Source organism: Rhodopseudomonas palustris (assembly GCF_003031265.1).
Taxonomy (GTDB): Bacteria; Pseudomonadota; Alphaproteobacteria; order Rhizobiales; family Xanthobacteraceae; genus Rhodopseudomonas; species Rhodopseudomonas palustris_H.
This window is the reverse complement of record NZ_CP019966.1, coordinates 907,160-922,841: the sequence shown is the minus strand read 5'-3', so window position 1 is coordinate 922,841 and position 15,682 is coordinate 907,160. Positions and strand designations below refer to the sequence as shown.

Annotated in this window: 11 protein-coding genes; 5 read left to right on the top strand and 6 right to left on the bottom strand. The window is 65.8% G+C overall.

Annotation, left to right across the window (positions count from 1 at the left end):
- Positions 1 to 76: 76 nt before the first annotated feature.
- Both RPPS3_RS04260 and RPPS3_RS04255 read right to left on the bottom strand, forming a co-directional pair.
- Positions 77 to 1,447 carry a glutamate--cysteine ligase gene (locus RPPS3_RS04260; protein WP_107342995.1) on the bottom strand — a complete coding sequence of 457 codons (1,371 nt, stop codon included), beginning with the start codon at positions 1,445 to 1,447 and terminating at the stop codon, positions 77 to 79.
- Between the two features lie 93 nt (positions 1,448 to 1,540).
- Complete coding sequence (locus tag RPPS3_RS04255; protein ID WP_107346424.1) at positions 1,541 to 2,032, bottom strand: MarR family winged helix-turn-helix transcriptional regulator; 492 nt, start codon at positions 2,030 to 2,032, stop codon at positions 1,541 to 1,543.
- Positions 2,033 to 2,154: 122 nt separating this feature from the next.
- Here RPPS3_RS04255 and gstA point away from each other — a divergent pair, with 122 nt between their 5' ends.
- The gene (gene gstA / locus RPPS3_RS04250; RefSeq protein WP_107342994.1) at positions 2,155 to 2,769 is read left to right on the top strand and encodes a glutathione transferase GstA; all 615 of its coding nucleotides are present in this window, start codon (positions 2,155 to 2,157) and stop codon (positions 2,767 to 2,769) included.
- Positions 2,770 to 3,214: 445 nt separating this feature from the next.
- Here the strand turns inward: gstA and RPPS3_RS04245 are convergent, their stop codons facing one another.
- The 4 genes from RPPS3_RS04245 to RPPS3_RS04230 form a co-directional block, all read right to left on the bottom strand.
- Positions 3,215 to 5,431 (bottom strand): 3-hydroxyacyl-CoA dehydrogenase NAD-binding domain-containing protein, encoded by a 2,217-nt coding sequence (locus RPPS3_RS04245; RefSeq protein WP_107342993.1) that lies wholly within the window; start codon positions 5,429 to 5,431, stop codon positions 3,215 to 3,217.
- A gap of 123 nt (positions 5,432 to 5,554) precedes the next feature.
- Positions 5,555 to 6,763, bottom strand: a complete 1,209-nt coding sequence (locus tag RPPS3_RS04240) for an acetyl-CoA C-acetyltransferase (RefSeq protein ID WP_107342992.1) — start codon at positions 6,761 to 6,763, stop codon at positions 5,555 to 5,557.
- Positions 6,764 to 6,928: 165 nt separating this feature from the next.
- Positions 6,929 to 8,719: an acyl-CoA dehydrogenase C-terminal domain-containing protein gene (locus RPPS3_RS04235; protein ID WP_107342991.1), complete on the bottom strand. Its 1,791-nt coding sequence runs from the start codon at positions 8,717 to 8,719 to the stop codon at positions 6,929 to 6,931.
- Between the two features lie 93 nt (positions 8,720 to 8,812).
- Positions 8,813 to 9,199 carry a nuclear transport factor 2 family protein gene (locus tag RPPS3_RS04230; protein ID WP_107342990.1) on the bottom strand — a complete coding sequence of 129 codons (387 nt, stop codon included), beginning with the start codon at positions 9,197 to 9,199 and terminating at the stop codon, positions 8,813 to 8,815.
- Between the two features lie 332 nt (positions 9,200 to 9,531).
- Here RPPS3_RS04230 and RPPS3_RS04225 point away from each other — a divergent pair, with 332 nt between their 5' ends.
- The 4 genes from RPPS3_RS04225 to RPPS3_RS04210 all read left to right on the top strand — a co-directional run bounded on the left by RPPS3_RS04225 (position 9,532) and on the right by RPPS3_RS04210 (position 15,670).
- On the top strand, positions 9,532 to 10,089 hold the full coding sequence (locus tag RPPS3_RS04225; protein ID WP_107346423.1) for a TetR/AcrR family transcriptional regulator: 558 nt from the start codon (positions 9,532 to 9,534) through the stop codon (positions 10,087 to 10,089).
- 254 nt (positions 10,090 to 10,343) lie between these two features.
- Positions 10,344 to 13,679: a tetratricopeptide repeat protein gene (locus RPPS3_RS04220; RefSeq protein ID WP_107342989.1), complete on the top strand. Its 3,336-nt coding sequence runs from the start codon at positions 10,344 to 10,346 to the stop codon at positions 13,677 to 13,679.
- 273 nt (positions 13,680 to 13,952) lie between these two features.
- On the top strand, positions 13,953 to 14,876 hold the full coding sequence (locus tag RPPS3_RS04215; RefSeq protein WP_199852186.1) for a sulfite exporter TauE/SafE family protein: 924 nt from the start codon (positions 13,953 to 13,955) through the stop codon (positions 14,874 to 14,876).
- Positions 14,873 to 15,670, top strand: coding sequence for a TIGR02186 family protein (locus RPPS3_RS04210; protein ID WP_107342987.1), 798 nt, complete (start codon positions 14,873 to 14,875; stop codon positions 15,668 to 15,670). Before RPPS3_RS04215 ends, RPPS3_RS04210 begins: the two co-directional genes overlap by 4 nt.
- Positions 15,671 to 15,682 lie beyond the last annotated feature (12 nt).

The following is a 15,682-nucleotide window of genomic DNA, read 5'->3' as shown; positions in this document are numbered from 1 at the left end:
CACGGCCCATCTGACGGCCGGCAACCTGTATGGCGGATGAACGGCGCGGGCCAGCGCGGTCTTGGTCCGCCAGCGCTCAGAACGCGTATTCGTCGTAAGCCGGCTCTACCGAGCCGCGCCACGCACCGTGATACTTCTCGAGCATCTCCTCGGCCGGGGTATGCCCGTTATCGAGAATACGGTCGAGCGGGGCCAGATGCCGCGATTCGTCGAGGCCGGTTGGATCGACGCGGCCGCGGCGACGCAGCCCGGCATGCGCCAGCACCAGGCAATCCTTGGCGATTTCGAACAGGAAGCGGTTGCCGATCTTGGCCTTGAAGCCGAGCCGCGGCACCTCGTCCCGCAGCGTCTGGCGCTCCTCGGCGCTCCAGCCTTTGACCAGCTCCCAGGCGGCGTCGAGGCTGGTGTCGTCGTACAGCAGGCCGACCCAGAACGCCGGCAGCGCCGTCAGGCGGCCCCACGGCTGGCCGTCGGCACCGCGCATTTCCAGGTACCGCTTCAGCCGCACCTCGGGGAAGATCGTCGACAGATGATTGGCCCAGTCCGACAGCGTCGGCCGCTCGCCGGGCAGCTTATCGTTCTTGCCGTCGAAGAAGTCGCGGAACGACGAACCGGCCACGTCGATATAGCTGTCGCCGCGCTTGACGAAGTACATCGGCACGTCGAGCGCGTAGTCGACCCAACGCTCGAAGCCCATGCCGTCCTCGAAAGCCCACGGCAGCATGCCGGAGCGATCATTGTCGGTGTCGCGCCAGATCTCGGAGCGGAACGACAAGAAGCCGTTCGGCTTGCCTTCGGTGAATGGCGAGTTGGCGAACAGCGCGGTCGCGACCGGCTGCAGCGCGACCGAGACCCGCAGCTTCTTGACCATGTCGGCTTCCGACGAGAAGTCGAGATTGGTCTGCACCGTGCAGGTCCGGTACATCATGTCGAGGCCGTAACGACCGACCTTCGGCATGTAGTTGGTCATGATCTTGTAGCGGCCCTTCGGCATCACCGGGATTTCGCTGCGCGACCACGACGGCGTCATGCCGAGGCCCAGAAAGCCGATCCCGAGCGGCGTCGCCACTTCGCGCACCTGCGCCAGATGCGCCATCAGCTCGGCGTGGGTCTGGTGCACGGTCTCGACCGGCGCACCCGACAATTCGAACTGGCCGCCCGGCTCCAGCGAGATCGCGCCGCCGCCGGTGACGTCGTGCAGCCCGATGATGTGCGGGCCTTCCATGATCGGCTCCCAGCCGAGCAGGATCTGCATCCCTTCGAGCAGGGCGCCGATGCCCCGGGCGCCCTCGTAGGGCACCGGATGATGGCCGTCGAGCGTGAACGGGGTCTTTTCGTGTTCGGTGCCGATGCGGAATTCGGCCGGCGATTTCACGCCCGCCTCGATCCATGCGACGAGTTCGTCACGCGAATTCAGCGGGGTCATATCGAGCTGGTCACGCGCCATGGGAAGTCCGGAAAAAGCGCGCGGGATCGGGCGACGCGAGGTGGTGGAAGCCGCGGCCGGAAGCAACCGCGAACACGAAGCGAGAGCTGTTTATCATCGCGAGACTGCGGTGTCTCGCGCATCGAGCGCAGCGGCGGAGCCGTCGCACGAACAGCCGAGCCGGTCGAGCAGCCCGCACAGCCGGACGGCGTCGGCATCGGACAATTTCGAACCGACGTGCTTTTCGATTGCCGCCGAATAGGCGGCCCACATCTTCTTCTGCAATTCGCGTCCAGCCTCGGTGATTTCAACGAACTGGCCGCGCTTGTCGCTGCGGCATTCGCGGCGCACCACCAGCTCCTCATCGACCAGCCGGTCGACCAGGCGCGAGGTGGAGTATTGCGGGATCAGCATCTGCTTTTCGAGCTCGACCGGGCGCATCTCGCCGCCCGGCGCGCGCGATAATTCGAGCAGCGCGTCGTACCAAGCCAGCGGCGGGAAGCCCGCCTTCTTCAATTCCTGCTCGACAGCGTCCAACACCCGGCTCCGGACCCGCATCAGGCGGACCCAGGCCGCAGTGGCCTCGGTCGACGGTTTGCGTTTCATCGGTTCGTCCATCCGCGGCGACTGTAACCTAGTGTATGCAGCTGCATCAATCTTGACTTGCCCATGCACTGGCATTTAATCGCCCGCGCGCCTGAATCCAATCCCGCCGAGGAGCCCCTGCCATGAAGCTGTATTATTCGCCCGGTGCATGTTCGCTGTCGCCGCATATCGCGCTCAGCGAAGCCGGCCTGCCGTTCGACCTGGTCAAGGTCGACATCCGGGCGAAGAAGCTGGAGAACGGCGACGACTACGCCGCGATCAACCCGAAGGGCTCGGTGCCGGCGCTCGGCCTCGACGACGGCTCGGTGCTGACCGAGGGCCCGGCGATCGTGCAATTCATCGCCGACAAGGAAGGCTCCGGCAAGCTGGCGCCGGCCAACGGATCGCCGGAGCGCTACCGGCTGCAGGAATGGCTGAACTACATCTCGACCGACCTGCACAAGAGCTTCGGCCCGCTGTTCGCCCCGACGCTCGGCGAAGACGCCAAGAATTTCTTCAAGGACCGCATCGCCCGCCACCTCGGCTATGTCGACAAGCAACTCGCCGGCAAAGACTATCTGATGGGCTCGTCGTTCACGGTCGCCGACGGCTACCTGTTCGTAATCCTGAGCTGGTGCGACCGCATGAAGATCGACCTCGCCCCCTACCCCAACCTCGCCGCCTTCAAGGCCCGCGTCGCCGCCCGCCCGAAGGTGCAGGAAGCGCTGCAAAGCGAAGGTCTGCTGCAGAAGGCGTAAGGGATTTCGTTTCTCGCTCGTCATTGCGAGGAGCGAAGCGACGAAGCAATCCAGCGCGGTGCACTGAACTGGATTGCTTCGCTTCGCTCGCAATGACGGAGTGGGGTAGCGGGGAAAGACAAAGGGCCGGATCACGATGATCCGGCCCTTGTTATTTGTACTGGACGTAAGACGAGGCCTCGCCCCAGCGGCAGTGCGCTCCCTCTCCCGCTTGCGGGAGAGGGTTGGGGTGAGGGCGACGCGAGCACTGAGGCTCGATCGCGTGACCCATCCCCGCCTGCGGGAGAGGTCGCATCGCGTAGCGATCCAGGTAAGGCCAATCTCTCCGCAGATTGCGAACTCATTGCCTGGGGCGCCCTCACCCCAGCCCTCTCCCGCAAGCGGGAGAGGGAGCCGGCTGTGCTCGGAGCCGGCTTCCCCGTCTTCTCAAAGAGTCAGCAACTGACTACGCCGCCGCCTGCTTCTTCGGGGCGAAGCGGTGGTAGAAGGTGTCGCCGGTCTTGGCCATGTCTTCGAGCAGCTTCGGCGGGGTGAAGCGCGAGCCGTATTTGCCCTCGAGCTTGTGGCACAGCGCCACGAACTCCTTGGTGCCCATGAAATCGATGTAGCTGAGCGTGCCGCCGGTGAACGGCGCGAAGCCGAAGCCGAGGATCGAACCGACATCGGCCTCGCGCGGATCGACGATGACGTTGTCCTCGACGGTGCGGGCCGCTTCCACCGCCTGCACGGCGAGGAAGCGCTGCTTCAGCTCTTCGACGTCGATGGTGTCGGGATCGAGATGCTTGGGCTGCAGCGCGGCGATGCCGTCCCACAGACTCTTCTGCCCCTTGCCCTTCTCCGGATAGACGTAGAAGCCCTTGCCGTTCTTGCGGCCGAACCGGCCCTGCTTCTCGACCAGCTCGACCATCAGCTTCTTCTGTTGCTGATCGACCGCCTGTTCGCCGAGGTCGGCTTCGGTGGCCTTCATGATCTTGAGGATCAGGTCGAGCGCGACTTCGTCGGCCAGCGACAGCGGGCCGACCGGCATGCCGGCCATCTTGGCGGCGGTCTCGATCATCGGCGCCGGGACGCCTTCCATCAGCATCTCGAGGCCTTCGGCGGTGAAGCGCAGCACGCAGCGGTTGGCGAAGAAGCCGCGGCTGTCGTTCACCACGATCGGGGTCTTGCCGATCTGGCGGGTGTAGTCGAGCGCGGCCGCCAGCGTGGCGTCGCTGGTGTTGTTGCCGAGGATGACTTCGACCAGCATCATCTTCTCGACCGGCGAGAAGAAGTGGATGCCGATGAACTTCGACTGGTCCTTGAACTCTTCGGCCAGCGAATTGATCGGCAGAGTCGAGGTGTTGGAGGCGAAGATCGCGCCTTCCTTCAGCAGCGGCTGCGCCTTGGCGTAGGTCTCGGCCTTGACCTTGCGATCCTCGAACACGGCTTCAATGACGAGGTCGGCGTCCGAGATCGCATTGAAGTCGGCGGTCGCGGTGATCCGCGACATCAGCGCGTCGCGGTCGGCCTCCTTGGCACGCCCCTTCTTGATCAGCCCATCGATGACCGACTGGCAGTGCGCCTTGCCCTTGTCGGCGCTCTCCTGGTCGCGGTCGATCAGCACCACTTCGATGCCGGCCTTGGCCGAGACGTAACCGACGCTGGCGCCCATGAAGCCGGCGCCGATGATGGCGAGCTTCTTGACCTTGGTCGGCGGCACACCCTGCGGACGGCGCGCGCCCTTATTCAGCTCCTGCATCGACAGGAACAGGCTGCGGATCATCGCAGCCGCTTCCTTGGTCTGCAGCACATGCGCGAAGTAACGCGACTCGATGCGCAGCGCGACGTCCATCGGCACCAACAGGCCCTCATAGACGCAGCTCATGATGGCGCGGGCGGCCGGATAGTTGTCGTAAGTCTCACGGCGATAGATGGCGTTGCCCGCCGGGAACATCATCATGCCCTGCTTGGAGAACACCTGACCGCCGGGCAGCTTGAAGCCCTTCTCGTCCCACGGCGCCACCGCCTTGCCGCCATTCTTGATCCAGTCCTTGGCGGTCTTGATCAGATCGGCCGCAGGCACCACGGCGTCGACCAGCTTCAGCGCCTTGGCCTTGTCGAGCTTGATCTGATCGCCCTTGAGCAGGATGGTCATCGCCTCCTGCGGATTGACGATGCGCGGAATCCGCTGGGTGCCGCCGCCGCCCGGGAACAGGCCGACCTTGATCTCGGGCAGGCCGAGGCGGGTCTTCGGATTGTCAGACGCGACGCGGTAGTGGCAGGCCAGCGTCACTTCGAAGCCGCCGCCGAGCGCCAGGCCGTTGATCGCCGCGACCCACGGCTTGCCGCCGGTCTCGATGCCACGCAGGATCTGCGACAGCTTGCGGCTCTCGTCGAACAGCATCTTCTGGGCGGCTTCTTCGCCCTTCTCTTTGCGGATCTGGGCGAACTGCTGGTTCATGCCTTCCAGCATCGACAGGTCGGCACCGGCGCAGAACGCCTCCTTGGCCGAAGTGATCACCACGCCCTTGACCGCGGCGTCCTTACTGGTCTGTTCGGCGATCGCGCCGAGTTCCTCGATCGTGGTGGCGTCGAGCACGTTCATCGACTTGCCGGGCAGGTCCCAGGTCACCAGCGCGATGCCGTCGGCGTCGGTCTCGACTTTGAAAATCTTGAAGGCCATCTGATTAGCTCCTTCGATGCCAGCAGCCGTTGCGGCGCGGCGGTTGATGTTCTTCTCCCCTCCCCCGCAAGGGGGAGGGAGCAGGCCGACGCGCGTTGCGCGGCCCGCGGCGCTATCGAATACTCACACCCGCTCGATGATCGTTGCGGTGCCCATGCCGCCGCCGATGCACAGCGTCACCAGCGCAGTCGCCTTGCCGGTGCGCTCGAGCTCGTCGAGCACGGTGCCGAGGATCATCGCGCCGGTAGCGCCGAGCGGATGGCCGAGCGCGATCGCGCCGCCATTGACGTTGATCTTGTCGTTGTCGATCTCGAACGCCTGCATGTAGCGCAGCACCACCGAGGCGAACGCCTCGTTGAGTTCGAACAGATCAATGTCGCTCTTCTTCATGCCGGAGCGCTCGAACAGCTTGTTGGTGACGTCGACCGGACCGGTCAGCATCATCGCCGGCTCCGAGCCGATATTGGCGAAGGCGCGGATCTTGGCGCGCGGCTTCAGACCGTGCTTCTCACCGGCTTCCTTGCTACCGAGCAGCACCGCGCCGGCGCCGTCGACGATGCCCGACGAGTTGCCGGCATGGTGCACGTAGTTGACCTTCTCGACTTCCGGGTGCGACTGGATCGCCACCGCGTCGAACCCGCCCATTGCGGCGATCGGCGCGAACGACGGCTGCAACTGCGCCAGCGACTGCATCGTCGTCGACGGACGCATGTGCTCGTCCTTGGCCAGGATGGTCAGGCCGTTGATGTCCTTCACCGGCACCACCGACTTGTCGAACCGGCCTTCGTCCCAGGCCTTCGCGGCGAGCTGCTGGCTGCGCACCGCATAGGCGTCGACGTCGTCGCGCGAGAAGCCGTATTTGGTGGCGATCAGGTCGGCCGAGATGCCCTGCGGCATGAAGTAAGACGGGATCGCCATCGACGGATCCATCGGCCAGGCGCCGCCCGAGGCGCCGAGACCGATGCGGCTCATCGATTCCGCGCCGCCGCCGATCACCAGCTCGTGCTGGCCGCTCATGATCTGCGCCGCGGCAAAGTTCACTGCGTCCAGACCCGAGGCACAGAACCGGCTGATCTGCACGCCGGGCACCGCTTCGCCGAGGCCCGCCTTCATCGCCGCGAACCGCGCGATGTCCGAACCGGCTTCGCCGACCGGATCGACCACACCCATCACGACGTCGTCGACCACGTCCTTCTTGAGGTTGTTACGCTCCTTCAGCGCCTTCAGCGGCACGGTGGCGAGCGCCAGCGCGGTCACCTCGTGCAGCGAGCCGTCGGCTTTGCCGCGGCCGCGCGGAGTGCGAACGTGATCGTAAATATAGGCTTCGGGCATCCGTTTTCTCCCGTTTCGGTCCGGGCTCACAGGAGCCGGACGAATTGAACAATCGCGTGTCGAGGCGTCATTGCGAGGAGCGTAGCGACGAAGCAATCCAGACTTCGTGCGCGGCTCGGACTACTTCGCTTCGCTCGCAATGACGACGTTGGTTTGACGAAAGCGTCAGAACGCTTCCGCCGGCAGTTCCATCAGCGTGGCGCAGCCGGATTCGATCCGGGTCAGCCGCAGCGCGGTTTCGGGCAGCATCCGCTCGGCGAAGAACCGGCCGGTGACCAGCTTGCGGGTCAGGAAGGGCTTTGCACCCTCAGCCGCGATCTTGTCTTGCGCCACCTTGGCCATCTTGGCCCACATGTAGCCCATCGCCACCAGGCCGAAGAGGTGCATGTAGTCGGTGGCGGCGGCGCCGGCGTTATCGGGCTGCGCCATCGCATTCATCATCAACCAGGTGGTGGCCTTCTGCAGATGGCCGAGCGAGGTCGACAGCGGTGCCACGAACGGCTTCATCGCCTCGTCGCCGCCATGCTCCTTGGCGAAGGCGCCGACCTCGGCGAAGAACGCCATCACGGCGCGGCCGCCGTCACGCGGCAGCTTGCGACCGACCAGATCGAGTGCCTGAATGCCGTTGGCGCCTTCGTAGATCATCGCGATGCGGGCATCGCGGACGAACTGCTCGACGCCGTTGGCGGCAATGTAGCCGTGGCCGCCATAAACCTGCTGCGCGGCGACCGCATTGGCAAAGCCGCCGTCGGTCAGAACGCCCTTCAGCACCGGCGTCATCAGGCCGAGATGATCGTCGGCTACCTGGCGCTCCTTGGCATCGCTGGAGCGATGCGCGACGTCGCTCTTCAGCGCGGTCCACAGCACCAGCGCCCGCGCCGCCTCGTTGAACGCGCGCATCGTCAGCAGCGCGCGGCGGATGTCGGGATGCACGATGATCGGATCGGCCGGCTTATCGGTCGCCTTCGGCCCCGACAGCGCCCGGCCCTGCAGCCGCTCGCGGGCGTATTCGACGGCGTTCTGATAGGCGACTTCCGACTGCGCCAGGCCCTGCACCGCGACGCCGAGGCGAGCCTCGTTCATCATCACGAACATGCCCTGCATGCCCTTGTTCTCTTCGCCGACCAGCCAGCCGGTGGCGCCGTCGTAGTTCATGGTACAGGTGGCATTGCCGTGAATGCCCATCTTGTGTTCGATCGAGCCGCAGATCACGCCGTTGCGGGCGCCGACGGTACCGTCGGGGTTGACCAGGAATTTTGGCACCACGAACAGCGAGATGCCCTTGATTCCGGCCGGTGCGCCTTCGATCCGCGCCAGCACCAGATGGATGATGTTGTCGGCCATATCGTGCTCACCGGCCGAGATGAAGATCTTGGTACCGGTGATCTTGTAGCTGCCGTCCGCCTGCTTCACCGCCTTGGTCCGCAGCAGGCCGAGATCGGTGCCGCACTGCGGCTCGGTGAGGTTCATCGTACCGGTCCACTCGCCGGACACCATCTTGGGCAGATAGGTCTGCTTCTGCTCCGGCGAGCCGTGCACCGTCAGCGCCGCCGCGGCACCCATCGTCAGGCCCGGGTACATCGCAAACGCCATGTTGGCGGAGTTCAGGAATTCCTGCACCGTCTGGGTCAGCGTGATCGGCAACCCTTGGCCGCCATATTCGGCCGGCGACGACAGGCCCATCCAGCCGCCTTCGGCGATCTGCTTGTAAGCGTCCTTGAAGCCCTTCGGCGTGGTGACGCTGCCGTCGTCGTGACGGGTGCAGCCTTCGTGATCGCCGACCGCATTGAGCGGATGCAGCACTTCCTCGCTCAGCCGCGCCGCCTCGTTGATGATCGCGTCGCGCACGTCGGCCGCAGCATCGGCGAACCCGGGCAGGTTGTTGTAGCGGTCGAACTGAAAAACGTCGTTGAGCAGGAAGCCGACTTCTTCAACCGGGGCCTTGTAGATCGTCATGCGGTTCTCTCGATCGGGATCAGGTGTGAAGTGTGCGCCGCCTGAAACAACTTCAGGCGACGGCGAGATGAATTCGACCAGTCGCCGGCGCGCTTATTGCTGCGCCAGCTGTTCTCCCATCAAGCGATGCAGCAGGTTGATCGCTTTCAGGGGTCTTACCATGACCTTGAAGTGGGTAATACGTCCGTCGTCGGCGAAGGTGATGATGTCGACGCCGTTGATCTTGATGCCTTCGATCACGTTCTCGAATTCGAGCACCGCACTGTTATCGCTGCGCCATTCGCCCACATAGGTGAAGCCCGGGCCGCCGAGCACCTTTTCGGCACCCTTGAGGTACTTGAACACGATGTCGCGCCCGACCTGCGGGGTGTGAACCACCGGGCTTTCGAACACCGCGTCCGGATGCAGCAGATCCCACAGCGCATCTGAGTCGTGGGACTTCATGAAGGCATACCAGGTGTCGAGCCCGTTCAAGGCCATCGGCAGTTCTCCGGATCAGCGAGATAGAATTGTGGCGAAGACGCAAGGCGGGGCGGATGTTCGACCATCATCGGTCGCGACATCAAGCGCGATGACGCCGCGGCGCGTTCGGGCGCCGGCACGTCTCCAAATCTCTGCAAAGCACCGGGATGGCGGCTCGGGACAGGTCGACCATCGGCCGCTGGACCAACATGGCGTGCACGAGCGCTCCTCCGATGTGATGATTTCCAGCGGCCGCAACGTACCAGCCTGCCAGATCATCTCCATACACCTCTGAATGGCATCTAACGGCGCGGCTTGGCCGTGTCAATACACGCGTGTATGGTGCCGGCATGGATTCGGATACCAAAGATCGGCTGACGCGCGCGGACTGGCTTGCCCACGGGCTGCGGACACTCGCCCGACACGGCGCCAACGCCCTCAAAGTCGGCGATTTGGCCGCCGGCCTGGACGTGTCGCGCGGCAGTTTCTACTGGCACTTCAAGGACGCCACCGACTTCCGCACCCAGCTGCTGCAGCTCTGGAAGGAGCGGGTTACCGAGCAGGTGTTTCGCGAGATCGATGCGGCGATCATCGGCCCCGCACGGCTGACACATCTGATGAAGCTCGCCTTCAACGAGGACCGCAGCCTGGACCGCGCCATCCGCGAGCTCGCCGCGACCGATCCGGCCGCCGCCGAGATGGTCGCCGCGGTCGACGCGAGGCGAGTCGAATACCTGTCCAAGCTGATGATCGAATCCGGCGTCGAGAGCCGCCATGCCCGGCCGCGGGCCGAGTTCCTATACTGGGCCTATATCGGCCAGACCGCGGTGATGAATCCGGCGCTCAACGCCGTGACGGAATCCGACATCGACGACCTCAGCGCGCTGTTCACCCGCGCGGGCGGTTAGCGCGCCGGCGGTAACGGACAGCCTCCCGAGCCGCTCCCGCCTCGCTGAAAGCGCGGCAAAATAGCTGCAAAACCAAGCTATCTGCCTCGATCGTTAAGTTTCACCGCCGTCCGCGCTGATCCTTAACTCGGTATTTACCCTAACGGGAAAAAGTCGATCCAGAGGCAGACTCCCGCGTCGTGTCGATGTTCGCTTGAGCACGACGCGGAGGTGTGCGGGGCGCGGCTGGGGCCGGCTTGGGTGCGGACAAGAGCATGAATCGCGTGTCGTGGAGTGTCGAGGAGATCGAGCCGTCAGTGCGCGAGAAGGCCGAGGCCGCCGCAAAGCGCGCCGGGCTGTCGCTCACCGACTGGATCAATGCTCAGCTCGGCGAGGCTGCCCCGCAGCAGCCGGCCACCGAACAACCGCGCATGCCCGGCCGCCCGGCAATGCCCGAGCGCAGCGCTACCGAAGTCGCTGAAATCCATCAGCGGCTCGACGCCATCGCCCGCCAGATCGACCATATTTCCCGCACGCCGGCGCGCAGTGAGCCGCCGGTCGCGCGGCAGCTGAACGACGCGATTTCCCGGCTCGACGCCCGCCTGGCGCGGATTACCGAGCCGAAGCCCGCGGCAGCTCGGCCGGCCGAGGCCGCAGCCGTGCCGGCCCAATCGCCCACCGAGCGCGTCGAACGCGCCGCCGAGCAAGTCTACCCCTCCCCCACACTCGACCCGAACGCGCTCGACAAAGCGATTGCCGAAATCGCCGCGCGGCAGAGCGAACTCGATGCCAGCATCGGCCGGATGCCGCGGCAGCCGGCGTCGTTTGCGCCGCCGATCGCACCCGCGATGGCCCCCCCGAATCCGCTGGCCGGGCCGGATTTCACCAGCCTGGAGAAGCAGCTCCACAAGATCACCAGCCAGATCGACGCGCTGCAGCGCTCCGACAAGGTCGAACAATCGATCGCCGCGTTCCGTGCTGACCTCGCCGAGATCCGCCAGACCATCACCGAAGCGATGCCACGCAAGGCGATCGAAACGCTGGAAGGCGAGATCCGCTCGCTGGCGCAGCGGCTCGATGAAAGCCGGGCCAACGGCAGCGACAGTGAAGTGATTGCCGGCATCGAACGCGCGCTCGGCGAGATCTACACCGCGTTGCGCTCGCTGACGCCGGCCGAACAGCTCGCCGGCTTCGACGAAGCGATCCGCAATCTCGGCGGCAAGATCGACATGATCGTCCGCAACAGCGACGATCCGGGCACGGTCCAGCAGCTCGAGAACGCCATCGGCGCGCTGCGCGGCATCGTCTCCAACGTCGCCTCGAATGAAGCGCTGGGGCAGCTCAGCGCCAACGTCCACGCGCTCGGCGAGAAGATCGAACAGCTGGCGCTGGCCGACAACCACAGCATCTCGTTCGCCGCCCTGGAGCAGCGCATCTCCGCGCTGACCGCGGCGCTGGAAAGCCGCGAGCGCCCTGCCCCGAGCGAATCCACCGAGCAGCTCGAAAGCGCCGTGCGGGCGCTGTCGGAACGGATCGATCATCTGCCGATCGGCAACGACAATCAGTCGGCGTTCGCGCATCTGGAACAGCGCGTTACACATCTGCTGGAGCGGATGGAAGCCGCGACCGAGCAGCGCGGCGGCAGCGCCAATCTCGGACGGGTCGAGGAAGGCCTGCACGACATTCTGCGGATGCTGGAGCGGCAGCAGTCGCAATTTGCGGTACTGACGGAGCTCGATCGCCGACCGGCGCCGGCGCTCGACCCGAGCTTCGTCGACACCATCAAGCGCGAACTCTCCGACATGCGCTTCAGCCAGTCGGAAACCGATCGTCACACTCAGGATTCGCTCGAGGCGGTGCACAACACCCTCGGCCATGTCGTCGACCGGCTGGCGATGATCGAAGGCGATCTTCGCACCGCGCGGGCGACGCCTCCGCTGGCACCGCCACCCGCCCCGCCCCCGGCACCCGAACCGGCGAAGCCCGCTTTCCTGGCCGCCGCGCCGATCGCGCCGGCCCCGGTTGCTCCCGCGGCCACGCCTGTTCCGCCGCAGCCTCAGCCCGAGATGGCCAATCCGGCCGTCGAGGCGTTCGCTGCCGCGCCGCGCGAATTCGCCGCCGCCAAACCCGCCGCCGAGCCATCGGCCCCGGCGCCCGAGCCGCGTGGGCCGCGCGCGTTCCACGACATCCACGAGTCCGCCGCGGGCCCGCACCAGCCGCAGAAGATCGAGCCGGTCGTTGCTGTGCCGCCGCCCGCGCGCCGGGAAGCCACACTGCCGCCGGACCATCCGCTCGAGCCCGGCACCAAGCCGCCGGCCCGGGTCGCTTCGCCGTCGGAACGGATCGCCGCTTCTGAAAGCGCGCTGGGCGAGATCGCGCCGGCGCAGCCGGAGCCGGCCAACGCCACCAGCTTTATCGCTGCCGCGCGCCGCGCCGCGCAGGCGGCAGCGTCCGCCAGCGCCGGCAAGGCCAAGCCCGGCAAGCCGAAGACCGATGGCGACAAGCCCGATCCGGACGGCGGCACCCCGGGCTCGCCGCTCGGCTCCAAGATCAAGTCGCTGCTGGTCGGCGCCAGCGTCGTCGTGATCGTGCTGTCCAGCTTCCAGATGGCAATGAAACTGTTCGACAGCGGTGAAACGCCGCCGGTCGCCAGCGTCACTGCGCCAAAGCCCAGCCCGGCACCGGAAAAACAGCGCCTACCTGCGGACGAGCGGCAATCCGATCCGACCGAGCCCGCCGCGCCGCCGTCTGTCGCGCCGGTCGCTCCGCCGCCGTCGATGATTTCGCCGACTCCGGTCGAGCGTCAGTCGCTGTACACGCCGCCGGCGGCGCAGCAGACCGAGCCTGCCGCGTCCAGCGACATCACCGGCACGATCCCGTCGCAGCCGAGCGCGGCGCCGGAGAAGTTCGGCACCGTCGCGATTCCGTCCGCCGAGCGGCTGCCTGACACCATTGGCGGTGCGACGCTGCGTACCCTGGCGCTCAAGGGCGATGCCGCCGCCGCTTACGAAGTCGCGACCCGTTACGCCGAAGGCAAGGGCGTGCCGGTGAACTACGACGAAGCCGCCAAATGGTATCAGCGCGCAGCGGATGCCGGCGTGACGCCGGCGATCTTCCGCATCGGCACGCTGTATGAAAAGGGCCTCGGCGTGAAGCGCGACCTCGACGTCGCGCGGAAGCTGTATTCGACCGCGGCCGATCGCGGGAACGCCAAGGCGATGCACAATCTGGCCGTGCTGTACGCCGACGGCGGCAGCAAGGGCGCGAACTACAAGACCGCTGCGGCCTGGTTCCGCAAGGCTGCCGAGCGCGGCGTTGCCGACAGCCAGTTCAACCTCGGCATCCTGTATGCCCGCGGCATCGGCGTCGATCAGAACCTCGCGGAATCGTACAAGTGGTTCTCTCTCGCCGCCGCTCAGGGCGACGAAGACGCGGGCCGCAAGCGCGAAGATGTCGCCAAGCGCCTCGACCCGCAGTCGCTGGCGGCCGCCAAGCTCGCGATCCAGACCTTCACGGCCGAACCGCAGCCCGACGCCGCCGTCAAGGTGGCGGCGCCAGCCGGCGGCTGGGACGGGCAGCCGGCCGCTGCGGCCAAGCGCGCGGCTCGCTAACGCCAGCGTCCATCAGGTGGACGAGATCGCCGCTACCGGGCTTAAAAAACTCGGTTGCGACCGATTCTGTAATCCCGGCGTGAACTAATTTCGGTTATGCAAGGACAGCGGTTCAGATGGACCGCGATCTGGCGCGAAGTCCGCCATGCCGGTCCGGCTGAGCGGGTCTGATGTGTTGCCAGATCATTGAATCAAGAACATCTCCGGGGCGAAGCGTCAGCCGTTGAGCCGGGGATGCTGTCGTCACAGCGAGAACTCCGAAGCGAACCGCGCGTGCAGCTCTATCTCCCGATCGCCGATCTCCCGGTCAACGTCCTGCTCGTGCTGGCGATGGGCGCCGCGGTCGGTTTCGTGTCGGGGATGTTCGGCGTCGGCGGCGGCTTCCTGATGACGCCGCTGCTGATCTTCATCGGCATCTCGCCCGCCGTCGCAGTCGCCTCGGTGACCAGCCACATGGCGGCCTCCTCATTTTCCGGCGCGTTGTCGTACTGGCGACGCCGCGCAATCGATCCACTCCTCGCGTTCGTGCTGTTATGCGGCGGCGTTGCCGGTACAGGGCTTGGCGTCTGGTTCTTCGTACTGATGCGCTCGGTCGGTCAGCTCGACCTGGTGATCGCGGTGTCCTACGTGGTGCTGCTGACCTCGGTCGGCGGTCTGATGGTGTACGAAGGCATCCGCGCGATCCGACGCTCCAGCCGCGGTGAGGTGCCGCTGGCAGGCCGCTCCGGCAACCGCAACTGGCTGTATGCGCTGCCGTTCAAGGTCCGGTTCAAGCGCTCCAAAATTTATCTGTCGGTGCTGCCGGTAGTTGCGATCGGCGTGCTGATCGGCTTCATCGGCGCGGTGATGGGCGTCGGCGGCGGCTTCATCCTGGTGCCGATGCTGATCTATCTGCTGCGGGTGCCGACCAGCACCGTCGTCGGCACCTCGATGGTGCTGACCCTGGTGACAATGCTGATCGCCACCGTGCTGCATGCCGCCACCAGCCACCTCGTCGATGCGGTGCTGGCGCTGATCCTAATGATCGGCGGCGTCACCGGCGCGCAGTTCGGCGCCCGGGCCGGCCAGCGCATCCGCGGCGAACAGCTCCGCCTGCTGCTCGGCCTGCTGGTGCTGGCGGTCGGCGTGCGGTTCGCGATCGAACTCGGCATCCGCCCCGCCGAACTGTTCACGCTGCGCGAATTGAGCCCGACGTGACGGCACGGTTCACATCACTCCGCACGATCGCCACCGCCGCGCTGCTGGCGCTGATGCTGTCGCTCGGCGCGCCCGCGCGTGCCGAGCGACTGATCGTGTCGGTCTCCAACGCCCGCGTCACCGTCACGCCGAACTATTCGGGCGGCGAGCTGGTGCTGTTCGGCGCGATCGAGAAAGACCATCCGGCGTTCGTCGAAGCCGGCAAATACGATCTGGTGATCAGCGTGTTCGGGCCGCGCGCCAACATGGTGACGCGCCGCAAAGAGCGCAAATTCGGCATCTGGATCAACAGCGACTCTCGCGAATTCCTGATGGTGCCGAGCTATCTGGCGATCTTCGCCAACCGGCCGATTGATGCGATCGCGCCGACCGAAGTGCGGCGCCGGCAGCAGCTCGGCATGAACCATGTGCTGCTGACCCAGCGCATCGGCACCGACTACGCCGACGTCGTCGCCGACGATCAGTTTCGTCAGGCTTTCCTCCGGCTGCGCGAGGATCGCGGGCTGTACCGCGAAGACACCACCGCTGTGAAATTCCTCACCCCGACGCTGTTCCGTACCGGGATTCCGCTGCCGGCCGAAGTGCCGATCGGCAGCTACGACATCTCCATCAAGCTGTTCTCCGGCGGGGAACTGCTCACCGAGACAGACACCTCGTTCGAAATCGCCAAGATCGGCTTCGAACAATTCGTCGCCACCGCAGCGCGTCAGCACGGCATCATCTACGGCCTGATCACCGCCCTGATGGCCCTCGCCACCGGCTGGATGGCATCGATTGTGTTCCGGCGAGATTGAACACACGCGGTC

What these genes read in the sequence shown, in the direction of transcription:
- gstA (WP_107342994.1), top strand. Translation starts at nt 2,155, where the DNA reads ATGAAGCTGTATTATTCGCCCGGTGCATGTTCGCTGTCGCCGCATATC.
- RPPS3_RS04220 (WP_107342989.1), top strand. Translation starts at nt 10,344, where the DNA reads ATGAATCGCGTGTCGTGGAGTGTCGAGGAGATCGAGCCGTCAGTGCGC.
- RPPS3_RS04245 (WP_107342993.1), bottom strand. Translation starts at nt 5,431, where the DNA reads ATGGCCTTCAAGATTTTCAAAGTCGAGACCGACGCCGACGGCATCGCG.
- RPPS3_RS04235 (WP_107342991.1), bottom strand. Translation starts at nt 8,719, where the DNA reads ATGACGATCTACAAGGCCCCGGTTGAAGAAGTCGGCTTCCTGCTCAAC.
- RPPS3_RS04225 (WP_107346423.1), top strand. Translation starts at nt 9,532, where the DNA reads ATGGATTCGGATACCAAAGATCGGCTGACGCGCGCGGACTGGCTTGCC.
- RPPS3_RS04255 (WP_107346424.1), bottom strand. Translation starts at nt 2,032, where the DNA reads ATGAAACGCAAACCGTCGACCGAGGCCACTGCGGCCTGGGTCCGCCTG.
- RPPS3_RS04260 (WP_107342995.1), bottom strand. Translation starts at nt 1,447, where the DNA reads ATGGCGCGTGACCAGCTCGATATGACCCCGCTGAATTCGCGTGACGAA.
- RPPS3_RS04240 (WP_107342992.1), bottom strand. Translation starts at nt 6,763, where the DNA reads ATGCCCGAAGCCTATATTTACGATCACGTTCGCACTCCGCGCGGCCGC.
- RPPS3_RS04230 (WP_107342990.1), bottom strand. Translation starts at nt 9,199, where the DNA reads ATGGCCTTGAACGGGCTCGACACCTGGTATGCCTTCATGAAGTCCCAC.